Here is an 11,941-nt window from a genome sequence, read left to right on the forward strand (position 1 = left end):
GGGGGGGTCGGCAGGGGAATCCGTGAGAGATGCGCCGCCACGTTATCGGGTGTGCTCATGACGTGTTCGACGGGTGCTTGAATTTCACTCGGACGGGAGAGTTTGAGAACGTGTGGTGGACACGGGTGGTGGTCATCGGCCGTTAGGTTGGCCGGGTGAGCAAGCACAGGCGCCGGGCTCCGGCACGCAAGCCGCCGCGCACGCGGGCTGTCGTCGTCGGCGGGTTCGTCACCGCTGCCGGACTGGGCATCGGACTGGCCGTGTGGTCCTTCGGGGGCGACGGAACCCCTGCGGACGCGGCGCCCGGCGGGGCCTCCGGCTCGGGGAGTCCCAGCCCCACCCGCAGCTACCCGCTGTCGCAGGCGCCGCGGACCATCCCCGCCGTGCGCTCCCACACCGCCGCCCGGGGCCCCGGCTGGCGCCCGGAGCCCGGCTCCCGGGTCGTGGTGGACGACGCCTCCCTCGCCGACGAGGGGAAGCTGATCGCGAGTGAACTCGGTCTCAACTACTCCGGACGGAGCGGCGACGCGCGCCCGGGGGACGTTCGGCTGGCGCTGGACAAGGGCGCGGGCCGCAACCCCGAGGCGTACACCATGACCGTGCGTGACGGCGGGGTGACCATCAGCGGTCCGGCCGACGCGGGAGTCTTCTACGGCACCCGCACCCTGAAGCAGGAGGTGCACCGCGGCGGCACGGCCCCCGAGGGGGTCGTGGAGGACGCGCCGGACAAGCCGCGGCGCGGTTTCATGCTGGACATCGCCCGCAAGCCGTACACGGCCGACTGGCTGGAGGACCGCATACGGGAACTCGGCGACCTGAAGTTCAACGAGCTCGGCCTGCACTTCTCCGACGACCAGGGCTTCCGCATCGAGTCCGACACGCACCCGGAGGTCGTCTCCGTGGACCACCTGACCAAGGCCCAGGTCAAGCGGATGGTCGACCTGGCCGCCAGCCGGCACATCACCGTGGTCCCCGAGATCGACTCGCCCGGCCACCTCGGCGCCGTGACAGCCGCCCACCCCGAGTTGCAGCTGCGCAACGCGCAGGGCGTGACGACACGCGGCGCCATCGACATCTCCGAGCCCCGGTCGGCCGCGATCGTCGACGACCTGCTCGACGAGTACGCGGACCTCTTCCCCGGCGGCCACTGGCACCTCGGCGGCGACGAGTACCAGGCACTGACCGTGCGCGACCCTCAGACGTCCTACCCGCAGCTGGCCGCCGCCGCGCGGAAGGCCTACGGCTCCGGCGGCAACGTGGCCGACCTGGCGACGGGCTGGCTGAACGACCGCGTCGCCACCGTCCGCGAACACGACCGCACCTCGCGCGCCTGGAACGACGGGTTCTTCCGGAGTTCGTCGGTACCGCCCGCCCGGGACATCGAGGTCGCCTACTGGACGGGCAAGGAGTACGGCGCCCGGCAGCCGCTCGAGTACCTCGACGCCGGCCGCAAGGTGCTCAACTACAACGACGAGTTCCTCTACTACGTCCTCGGCGAGCCGCAGACCTTCGTCTACCCGACCGGCCGGCGGATCTACGAGCAGTGGACCCCGCGCGTGCTGCGCGGCACCGAGCCGGTGCCCGCCAAGTACGACGCGCAGATTCTGGGCGGCTCCTTCGCCGTGTGGTGCGACCTGGCCGACTCCCAGACCCAGGACCAGGTGGCGGCCGGTATCCGGATGCCGCTGCGGGCGACCGTCCAGAAGCTGTGGCACCCGGGCGAACCGGCGATGTCCTGGGCGGAGTTCAAGGGGCTTGCCGACAAGCTGGGTTGACGCCGAATCGAGTGGACGTGCGAAGGGCGGGCGCCGTAGGTTCCGGGTGCCGCGCCCGCGCTCCGGGGGGAGCCGGGCCGGCTCCACTACGACACCTCGGGGGGACCCACATGATCTGCGCACGCTGTCACCACCTCGCGGCGGTACCCGGCGGCACCCTGTGCACCAGTTGCGCGGCCGTCCCGGCGCCGGCCGCCCCGCCGTACGCGGGGGTGCCGCGGGCCTGGCTGCGCTCGCCGGTCGGACTCGGCCGGGCCGCCGCCGCGCTGCTCCTCCTCGTCGCCGCCGCCGACCTGTTCGCCGTCTGGACGGACATCGTGATGTACGACGTCTCGGGCGACCTCGCGAACGGCTCGGTCGGCGCGGACGTGACGCGGCGGGCCGACGACGCGGACCGGCTCTACGCCGTCGCGGGCGTCGTCCAGCTGGTCACGCTGCTCGCCAGTTGCGTCGTCTTCCTGTGCTGGTTCTACCGGGTGCGGGTCAACGCCGAGGTGTTCGATCCCTTCGGGCACCGCATGAAGCGCGGCTGGGCGATCGGCGCGTGGTTCACCCCGGTCGTCAACCTGTGGTTCCCGCGCAGGATCGCCTTGGACATCTGGGAGGCCAGCAGCCCGGCGGACGGGCCCAGGTCGAACTGGTTGGTGAAAACCTGGTGGACGCTGTGGCTCATCGGGGTGGTGGCCGGCCGGTTCGCGGCCACCGAATACAACCGGGCCGTCACGGCCAAGGACCTTCACGAGGCCGCCGGGGGAATGATGTTCAGCGACGTCCTCGACATCATCGCCGCCGTGTTCGCCGTTCTCGTGGTGCTCCGGCTGACCCGTATGCAGCACGAGAAGGCGCTGCGGGGACCGGCGCCGGCCGCGGCCTGACCCCGCTTCCCCCGCCCCGGCCGCCGACCTCGGTCATTGGCCGAAACCTTCTCTTATGCCAACTTGCTCGACTCTGCGTGCGACCCGTGTGACACTACCGGCCGATCGCACGCAGTAAGGGCAAGTGCGGGCTCCGTAGGGGTCGGCGCCCTTTGAGGAGGCGTTGATGAGTCTGGTGGAACTGATCGCGCAGGCCGACGAGCGCGGACTGGCCGCCAGCGGGCTGGCTTGTTTGGATCGCTGCGTGCCGCTGCTCGGCGGCGACGACGAGGTCCTGCGGCCGCTGTGGGGGAGCCTCGCCGAGGACTCCGCCCACTCCTCGGACGGCGACTGGGCCGAGCGGCTGGAGCAGGCACGCGGCGCGCTGGGCGCGCTGGGCGAGGAAGCCGAGGACGAGGCCGCGCTGCTGGCCCGTCGGATGCTGGCCGCCGCGCCGGCCGCCCGGTCCGCGGCCGGGGTCCGGCAGTGGGCCGATGCCTGCTCGGTCGCCTCGCTCCAGATCCACCGGCTCCTCGACCCGGCCGAGGACGCCCCCGCCGACTCCCTCCCCGAGGCGCTCGACACCGTTCGCGCCGGGGCGAGCCCCGCCCCGGGTCCCGTCGAGGGCATGTCGCCGCTGGTCGCCGGCGAGCTGCGCCGCCAGATCACCGTCCTGGAGCTGGTCACCGGACATGGGCGGGCCGGACTCCGCCAGGCCCTGGAGGTCTCCACGGAGGGGCGCCGCGTCCTGCGGGCGGTGGTGTCCCGCCGGGCCCGCGGCCGGGTGTGAGCCGGAGGCCCCGGACGGGCCGAACGCGCGACGGAGATCTGTGAGCGTCCTGCGGGCGCGGTGCGGTGGTCCTGCGTCGGTCGTGCGCCGGTTGTGGGCAAGACCGCGATCGCGGGTGACGAACCGAGGGCGGATCGCGCTCTTCCCTATGTGACAGTCCAGCATGTGACGACTCATCAGCAGAGCAGGCCCCAGGCCGCCACCAAACCGGTGCGGTGGGCGGCGGACACCGTGACGGCGATGCGCGAGGGCGCTCGGCTGCGCCTGGACTACTCGGCGCAGAGCCTGTGGCGCGTCGACCGGACGATCGAGGAGATACGCCGCGAGGGCACGTCGCACGCGGCCGTGCGGAGCGTGCTGCGCGGCTTCGGCGCGTACGCCGGCGAGGTGATCGTCCGTCATGGCGGCGGGGCCGAGTGGTGGGCGAGCGGCGGCGAGCACTGGGTACGCACCGCGGACGGACGGCTGTGGGACCCCATCGAGGAGGCCGGGCGCTGCTTCACGGGCCAGGGGTCACTGCGGCTGCTGTGCCGGGACGCGATGAGGGCCGAGCGGACCTGAGCCGTGGCCGTGGGGCCGCTGACGAGCTGTGACACTTCTGTGGGAGCCGACGCTGATGACCGTGGGGGCGTGGACACGGCCGGTCGGCGGTGCGCACGTCTGGGGACTCGCTACGGACGAGGACAGTTCTTGGGCCAGGGAGGGGAACCCCGCCGCGCGCAGGCGTACGACGGGGAGTTGGGTGCGGCCGTCGCGCGGGCCCAGGAAGGCGACGAGGAGGCCTTCGCCGTCGCGTACCGGTTGGTGCAGCCCGGACTGCTCGGGTATGTGCGCGGTCTCGTCGGCGACGACGCCGAGGACGTGGCCTCCGAGGCCTGGCTGGAGATCGCGCGGGACCTCGGCCGGTTCCGGGGCGACGGGGCGGGCTTTCGCGGCTGGACGGCGACCATCGCCAGGCACAGGGCGCTCGACCATCTGCGCCGGCGGCGGGTGCGGCCCCAGGCCGCCACGCTGGAACAGGACGTCCTGGAGCTGCCCGGCCCGTACAGCACCCATGACCAGGCCCTGGAGTCCATGACCACCGAGCGCGCTCTCGGCCTCGTCCGCCGGCTGCCCCGCGACCAGGCGGAGGCGGTACTGCTGCGGGTCGTCGTCGGCCTCGACGGTCCCGCCGCCGCACGTGTCCTCGGCAAACGGCCGGGCGCGGTGCGCACCGCGGCCTATCGGGGGCTGAAACGGCTGGCGCGGCAGCTCGAGGAGGAGGCCCGGGGCGGGGCGGGGGAGCGATGAGTGCCGAGGCAACGGCCGGGGCCGCCACCCCCCACAGGAGAGGCCCCGGCCGTCGCGCGGCACGGGCCGCGCGGCCCGTACTCCTTACAGCGCCGAGGGTGCGGTTTCTGTCACACCTCGCCCCGGCTCCGGTTAGTTGCACGTTGTACGGTCATGGACGGAAGGCGGTTTCAGGCCGTAACGTGCCTTTCGCGCCGAGGCCTGGCGGGCATGGCCACCGCAACGATCTGCCGCCTCGAACACCGCAGCCATCAACCGAGGAATTACGACGGCCAGAGTCCGGTCCGCGACAGCGGTGCCGGTTCAGTCGCAAGGAAGGGCACCACGGGTGCTGGGGGACGACGCGGAGCTGACCGCCGCGGTGCTCGCGGCGCAGGACGGGGACGAGACCGCGTTCCGGACTGTGTACCGTGCCGTGCACCCGCGGCTGCTCGGATACATACGCACGCTGGTCGGCGACCCGGACGCCGAGGACGTGGCGTCCGAGGCCTGGCTCCAGATCGCCCGCGATCTGGAGCGGTTCAGCGGGGACGCCGACCGGTTCCGCGGCTGGGCCGCCAGGATCGCCCGCAACCGCGCTCTGGACCACATACGCATGCGCGGCCGCCGCCCCGCGATCGGCGGCGACGAGACGGAACTGACCGGCCGGGCCGCGGAGTCCGACACCGCGGGCGAGGCCATGGAGGCCCTGGCCACCGGCAGCACCCTCTCGCTCATCGCCCAACTCCCGCAGGACCAGGCCGAGGCCGTGGTGCTGCGCGTGGTCGTGGGCCTCGACGCGAAGACCGCGGCGGAGACGCTCGGCAAGCGCCCCGGTGCCGTGCGCACCGCCGCGCACCGCGGTCTGAAACGGCTCGCGGAACTCCTCGGCGACGATCCGGAATCCCCCCACGCGCTCGACGCGCTGCCGCCTCCGCGAGAACCGCGCGGCCGCGCGGTGACATCCGCCGGTGTGACGCATATGCGTGCCCGGACGCAGAAGGACATGTGATGGCCGAGGAGCAGCACAGGTGGCTGGACCACGACACCGCGGAGCGTTTGCTGCGTGGGGAGCCACTGGACACCGTCGACATCACCGTCCGTGACCAGGCCGAACGGCTCGCCAAGGCGCTCGGCGCCCTGTCCGCCGAGTCGTACCCGGCTCCTCCGGCCGCCCGGGCCTTCCCGGACCCGAACGCCTCTCCCGCCTCCGCGTACCCGGACGACTCCGCCGACGCCGCGCTGCCCGGTGAGGCCGCCGCGCTGGCCGCCTTCCGCAAGGCGCGCGCCGAGCGGGCCACGGAGGGGACCGACGCGCGCGGCGCGGCCCTCGGAGCGCACTCCCGTCCGCGTTCCGCGCTCGCCGACGACGTCGGGCTCGTCCGGATCGGCACGCACGCGCGTGGCGGTACGGGAGGGCGTTCCCGGCGTGCCGGGGCGCGGCGCCGGGGCCGGCCGGTACGCCTCGCGGTGTCGGCCGCGCTCGCCGCGGGCGCGGTCGGCGGGGTCGCGGCGGCGGCCACCACCGGCGTGCTGCCGACGCCGTTCGGCGGCGACGAGCCCGCACCCGGCACCTCCGTCTCCGTCCCGGCGGCACCGGAACGCCCGCTGGTGTCGCCCTCGCCCGGCGGCACCACGGGCAGCGGTCCGGGCACGCCGACGCCCGGTGGCACCACGACCGGTGCCACCGACGGCGACGCCGGAAGCACCCCGCGCGAGGGCGGCACCGCCCCCGGCCGCGACGCCGCCACCGGCTCCGCCACCGGCTCCGCCGGCGAACAGGGCGGTTCCGGCGACGGCTGGAACCGGCTGGTCTCGTCCTGCCGCGACCTGCGGGACGGCAAGACCCTGGACTCCGGCCGCCTGCGCGATCTGGAGGGAGCGGCCGGCGGCTCCACGCGCGTGTGGTCGTACTGCCGGGGTGTCCTGAAGGCGGTCGACGGCCGCTCCGGTGACACCGGCGGCGACGACCAGGGCCAGAACGACGGCGGCCAGAACGGCAAGAGCGGCGGTAAGAGCAAGGGCGGCGGGAACGGCCAGGACGACAAGGGCGCCCCGGGCGAACAGGGCGAACAGGGCGACGACCAAGGCGGCGACAGAGACGGCAGCGGCGGCGACGACCCCGGTCTGCGCAAGGGCCTCGCACCCACGGTCCTCGCCCCGCAGTCCCCGGACTCCGCCTCGTCGGTCCCGAAAGAGCCGGCCTCGCCCTCGCCCTCGGCGTCGTCGCCGGGGCCCACCTACAGTGCCCTGTGATCCTGCTCCAGCGCCCTGTGATCACCCGCCTGCCGCTGCTCTGACCTGCGAGTTCGTTCCGCGGGAAAAATTGTCCCGGCGGGGTGTGACGTTTTCCGCGGCGGTGGCGCAGTAGTGAGTGAGCCGACTGGTCATCGGCCACCGCACAGAGCCGGGGTTCCCCCCGTACCCACGGCTCGTGCATTTCGGCGCGGGCGGGACACGTTCCCCCGGTCCCGCCCGCGCCCCCGCTCTCCCCCTCGCCCCCTCTCCTCGCCGCGCCCCGCGCGTCACCAGTGCACGACGACCTTGTCGCCGACCCGCACTTGCGCGAACAGCCGTGAGACCGCCGCCTCGTCCCGAACGTTGACGCACCCGTGCGAGCCGCCCGCGTAGCCGCGCGCCGCGAAGTCGTAGGAGTAGTGCACGGCCTGGCCGCCGCTGAAGAACAGTGCGTAGGGCATGGGGGAGTCGTAGAGCGTCGACACATGGTGTCGCGACTTCCAGTAGACCTGGAACACCCCCTCGCGGGTGGGCGTGTACTCCGTCCCGAACCGCACCGCCATCGTCGAGAGCGTCCGCCCGTCCACCATCCAGCGCAGCGTCCGGCTGGTCTTGTCGATGCACAGCACCCGGCCGGTCAGGCAGCGCCGGTCCGGCGGGCCGGCGGGCTGACCGCCCATCAGGTACAGCTCCCACTGGCCCGGCTCGTGCGTCATCCGCAGCAGCCGCTGCCAGGTCACCGTGTCGGTCCGCCCCGTCCGCGGCAGCCCGCGCTTTCCCTGGAAGCCCGTGACGGCCTGTTGGGTCAGGTCGTCGTAGGACCCGGTGGGCCCGTCGAACAGCCAGCCGATCTGGCGCAGCCGGGCCTGGAGCTCCCGGACGTCACGGCCGCTGTCGCCGCGGGACCACAGGACCCGGGCGGCGGTGCGGACCGGGGTCCGGGTCCGTCCCGCGTCGCCGGGGGCGCTGGTGCGGGCGCCGGGCGGCCCGGTGTCCGGGATCTCGATGTGCACCGGCGAGCGCGGCCGGCCGTCCGGGGCCGGGGACTGCACCGTGCAGCCGCACACGGCGGCCAGTGCCGTGGCCGCGGCGACGGCGGAGATCGCTCTCCTCATGCCCCTCATGCCCCTGGTACGCATGGCGCTCCCCGCTGTCTCACCGGCCTCCGTCGCCGGCGTACACCGGAATGTCTCCCCACAGGTGACGGGCGGCGAACCAGGGGGCAAGGTGGGGAGACAGAGTGACCACCAGGGCTGTGAGATAGCTCCCAGCGTGGGGCACTCCACCCGGCGCACGGCCGCCGCTACAGTCCGTGGCGAGAGTCGGTTGTACTGGCGGGTAACTGGCGAGTAACAAGGAAACGCGGAGGCACACACCATGGCGCGCGAGTCGGAGTCGGGGCTGCCCATCGAGCCGGTCTACGGGCCGGACGCCCTGAAGGGCTGGGACCCGGCCGAGAAGCTGGGCGAGCCGGGGGCCTACCCCTTCACCCGCGGTGTGTACCCCACCATGTACACGGGCCGCCCCTGGACCATGCGCCAGTACGCCGGCTTCGGCACGGCGGTGGAGTCCAACGCCCGCTACAAGCAGCTGATCGCCAACGGCACGATGGGCCTGTCCGTCGCCTTCGACCTGCCCACCCAGATGGGCCACGACTCCGACGCGCCGATCGCGCACGGCGAGGTCGGCAAGGTGGGCGTGGCCATCGACTCGATCGACGACATGCGGGTGCTGTTCGGCGGGATCCCGCTGGACAAGGTGTCGACGTCGATGACGATCAACGCCCCCGCGGCGCTCCTGCTCCTGCTGTACCAACTGGTGGCGGAGGAGCAGGGGGTCGGCGCCGACAAGCTGACGGGCACGATCCAGAACGACGTGCTGAAGGAGTACATCGCGCGCGGGACGTACATCTTCCCGCCCAAGCCGTCCCTGCGGCTGATCGCGGACATCTTCAAGTACTGCAAGGCCGAGATCCCCAAGTGGAACACCATCTCGATCTCGGGCTACCACATGGCCGAGGCGGGGGCGTCCCCCGCGCAGGAGATCGCGTTCACCCTCGCCGACGGCATCGAGTACGTCCGCACGGCGGTCGCGGCCGGCATGGACGTCGACGACTTCGCCCCGCGCCTGTCGTTCTTCTTCGTCGCCCGTACGACGATCCTGGAGGAGGTCGCCAAGTTCCGCGCGGCCCGCCGGATCTGGGCGCGTGTGATGAAGGAGGAGTTCGGCGCGAAGAACCCCAAGTCGCTGATGCTGCGCTTCCACACGCAGACGGCGGGTGTCCAGCTGACGGCGCAGCAGCCCGAGGTGAACCTGGTCCGGGTCGCCGTCCAGGGCCTGGCGGCGGTTCTGGGCGGCACCCAGTCGCTGCACACGAACTCCTTCGACGAGGCGATCGCGCTGCCCACTGACAAGAGCGCGCGCCTGGCTCTGCGCACCCAGCAGGTCCTGGCGTACGAGACGGACGTGACCGCGACGGTGGACCCGTTCGCCGGCTCCTACGTCATCGAGAAGATGACGGACGAGGTGGAGGCGGCCACCGTCGCGCTGATGCGGAAGGTCGAGGACCTCGGGGGCGCGGTCTCGGCGATCGAGCACGGCTTCCAGAAGCAGGAGATCGAGCGCAGTGCCTACCGCATCGCCCAGGAGACCGACTCCGGCGAGCGGGTCGTCGTCGGCGTCAACCGCTTCGAACTCGACGAGGAGGAGCCGTACGAGCCGCTCCGCGTCGACCCCGCCATCGAGGCCCAGCAGGCCGAACGCCTGGCCAAGTTGCGCGCCGAGCGCGACCAGACGGCCGTGGACACGGCGCTGTCCGCCCTGAAGAAGGCCGCGAAGGGCGAGGACAACGTCCTGTACCCGATGAAGGAGGCGCTGAAGGCCCGGGCGACGGTGGGCGAGGTGTGCAACGCGCTGCGGGAGGTCTGGGGCAACTACGCGCCGAGCGACGCGTTCTGAGCGACGGCCGCCCCGCGCCGAGGGGGCGGACGGCCCGCCCGTCTCGTCCCCCGGAACCCGGCACCGCGGTGCCGCACCCCCGTGCGACACTCCTTGCCATGTTCGGAGTCATCCATCTCCCCACCTATCTGGCAGGGCTCGTCCTCATCGTTTTGCTTCCCGGGCCCAACTCGCTGTACGTGATCTCCGTCGCCGCCCGGCGCGGGATACGCGCCGGCTACACCGCCGCGGCGGGCGTCTGGTGCGGGGACACCGTGCTCATGACGCTGGGTGCGGCCGGGGCCGCCTCGCTGCTGAAGGCCAACCCCGTGCTGTTCGGGATCGTGAAGTACGCCGGCGCCGGATACCTGACCTGGATCGCGATCGGCATGCTGCGGACCGGCTGGGGCATGTGGCGGACCCGGCGCGAGAAGGCGGCGCTGGAGGAGGACTCCGCGCCGGCGGCCGCCGCCGAGCGGCCGTTCCGCCGGGCTCTGGTCGTCAGTCTCGTCAACCCCAAGGCGATCCTGTTCGTCATCGCCTTCTTCGTGCAGTTCGTCGACCCGGTCTACGCCTATCCGGCGCTCTCCTTCGTCATCCTCGGCGCCTTCCTTCAGTTCGCCAGCGTCCTCTACCTCAGCGCGCTGATCTTCGGCGGCACCAAGCTGGCCGCAGCCTTCCGCCGCCGCAAGCGCCTGTCGGCGTCCGCGACCTCCGCGGCGGGCGTCCTGTTCCTGGGCTTCGCGGTGAAGCTGTCACTGGCGAGCGCCTAGTGCTGTGACCGGAAAGGTTTGCCGGGCGTCGCGAGCCGGTGAACCTTTCCGGTCGCAGCACCAGTCAGTCACCGGCCCGGCTGCGCGCGTGGCCGCGACAGCGCCGTGCGCAGCCTCGGGGTCAGCCACCGCTCCACGTACCGGTGCAGCAGCCAGGCCAGCAGCAGCATCACGGCGACCGTCAGCAGGAAGGTGCCGTACGACGGGATGCCGAGGCGCTGGTGGAGCACATCGATGACGACCCAGCCCAGGTGCTCGTGGACCAGGTAGAAGGGGTAGGTGAGGGCGCCCGCGACCGTCAGCCAGCGCCAGTCCACCCGGCTCAGCAGGCCGAGCGCGATGGCGGCGACGGCGAGGAAGCCGAAGGTGACGACCAGGATGATGCCGTAGGCGCTGCGGTACGAGAAGGCGTGCACGCTCGGCGAGTGCCACAGCTCCTGCACCGCGTAGTGCTGGCCGATCAGCCAGCTCACGGCCACGATGCCCCAGGCGTAGGCGTCCCGCCGGTCCCGGTGCACCAGGTAGAGGCCCACGCCGCCGATGAAGAACGGGGCGTACTCCGGCATCAGCACGATGTCGAGCAGGGGCTGCTTCGCGCCCTGCGCGACGGCCGCCGCCAGCGTCCAGCCCGCGCAGAACAGGATCACGCGCCGGCGGTTCGCGCCGGGCAGCACGACGCACAGCGCGAACAGGGCGTAGAAGCGTATCTCCGCCCACAACGTCCAGCACACGCCCAGCACCCGGTCGACCCCGAGCGGCATCTGGAGCATCGTCAGGTTCACCAGGGTGTCGCTCGGCGAGAGCGCCTGGTAGGCGACCACCGGCAGCGCGAACACCGCCGTGACCAGGAGGACCGCCGCCCAGTACGCGGGCAGCAGCCGGGAGGCGCGGGAGGCGAAGAACGACCGCAGCGGCCGGCCCCAGCCGCTCATGCAGATGACGAAGCCGCTGATCACGAAGAACACCTGCACGCCGAGGCAGCCGTAGGCGAACCACGAGTGCAGCGTGGGGAACTGGTGCGCCGGTGATGCCCCCCAGGCCTGGGTGACCGCGCCGCCCCGGCCGCCGTAGTGGTAGGCCGCCACCATCAGCGCGGCCACCAGCCGCAGCCCGTCGAGGGCGCGCAGCCGGCCCTCCGGAGCCTTCGCCCGCGGCGGATCGGCCGGAGCGCGCCGGTCCAGGACGGCGTTGGCCTCGGCAGGCTGCGGATTCGATGTGCCCACGACCGTTCCGGTCACGCTTTCACCCCTCATGGTGCGTCGAGGGCTCGTTCCGTGCGCTTTCGAATCGTGTGCGCCGATAACG

At 72.6% G+C, this 11,941-nt stretch carries 11 protein-coding genes; 9 read left to right on the top strand and 2 right to left on the bottom strand.

Annotation, left to right across the window (positions count from 1 at the left end):
- The first annotated feature begins 155 nt into the window (after window positions 1-155).
- From ACWEK3_RS18560 to ACWEK3_RS18590, 7 genes are all read left to right on the top strand, one after another.
- A complete protein-coding gene (locus ACWEK3_RS18560) occupies window positions 156-1,775 on the top strand; it encodes a beta-N-acetylhexosaminidase (protein ID WP_453250130.1) in 1,620 nt (539 codons plus the stop codon).
- A 110-nt stretch (window positions 1,776-1,885) separates the two neighbouring features.
- Window positions 1,886-2,650, top strand: a complete 765-nt coding sequence (locus ACWEK3_RS18565) for a DUF4328 domain-containing protein (RefSeq protein ID WP_453250131.1) — start codon at window positions 1,886-1,888, stop codon at window positions 2,648-2,650.
- Window positions 2,651-2,816: 166 nt separating this feature from the next.
- The gene (locus ACWEK3_RS18570) at window positions 2,817-3,419 is read left to right on the top strand and encodes a hypothetical protein (protein WP_450542915.1); all 603 of its coding nucleotides are present in this window, start codon (window positions 2,817-2,819) and stop codon (window positions 3,417-3,419) included.
- A gap of 165 nt (window positions 3,420-3,584) precedes the next feature.
- The gene (locus ACWEK3_RS18575) at window positions 3,585-3,980 is read left to right on the top strand and encodes a hypothetical protein (protein WP_453250132.1); all 396 of its coding nucleotides are present in this window, start codon (window positions 3,585-3,587) and stop codon (window positions 3,978-3,980) included.
- Between the two features lie 129 nt (window positions 3,981-4,109).
- A complete protein-coding gene (locus tag ACWEK3_RS18580) occupies window positions 4,110-4,709 on the top strand; it encodes an RNA polymerase sigma factor (RefSeq protein WP_450542917.1) in 600 nt (199 codons plus the stop codon).
- Window positions 4,710-5,037: 328 nt separating this feature from the next.
- The gene (locus ACWEK3_RS18585) at window positions 5,038-5,700 is read left to right on the top strand and encodes an RNA polymerase sigma factor (protein ID WP_384430625.1); all 663 of its coding nucleotides are present in this window, start codon (window positions 5,038-5,040) and stop codon (window positions 5,698-5,700) included.
- Window positions 5,700-6,944, top strand: coding sequence for an extensin (locus ACWEK3_RS18590; protein WP_453250133.1), 1,245 nt, complete (start codon window positions 5,700-5,702; stop codon window positions 6,942-6,944). Before ACWEK3_RS18585 ends, ACWEK3_RS18590 begins: the two co-directional genes overlap by 1 nt.
- A 269-nt stretch (window positions 6,945-7,213) precedes the next feature.
- On the opposite strand, the gene ACWEK3_RS18595 is transcribed toward ACWEK3_RS18590, so the two are convergent.
- The gene (locus ACWEK3_RS18595; RefSeq protein WP_450542920.1) at window positions 7,214-8,041 is read right to left on the bottom strand and encodes a L,D-transpeptidase family protein; all 828 of its coding nucleotides are present in this window, start codon (window positions 8,039-8,041) and stop codon (window positions 7,214-7,216) included.
- A 262-nt stretch (window positions 8,042-8,303) separates the two neighbouring features.
- Here ACWEK3_RS18595 and ACWEK3_RS18600 point away from each other — a divergent pair, with 262 nt between their 5' ends.
- Window positions 8,304-9,884, top strand: coding sequence for an acyl-CoA mutase large subunit family protein (locus ACWEK3_RS18600; RefSeq protein WP_450542922.1), 1,581 nt, complete (start codon window positions 8,304-8,306; stop codon window positions 9,882-9,884).
- Window positions 9,885-9,982: 98 nt separating this feature from the next.
- Complete coding sequence (gene leuE / locus ACWEK3_RS18605) at window positions 9,983-10,636, top strand: leucine efflux protein LeuE (protein ID WP_450542924.1); 654 nt, start codon at window positions 9,983-9,985, stop codon at window positions 10,634-10,636.
- A gap of 68 nt (window positions 10,637-10,704) precedes the next feature.
- Here leuE and ACWEK3_RS18610 read toward each other — a convergent pair whose 3' ends face one another.
- Entirely contained in the window at window positions 10,705-11,874 is a 1,170-nt protein-coding gene (locus ACWEK3_RS18610) for an acyltransferase family protein (protein WP_453250134.1), read from the bottom strand.
- Window positions 11,875-11,941: the final 67 nt, after the last annotated feature.

Source organism: Streptomyces sp. NPDC004721 (genome assembly GCF_053601495.1).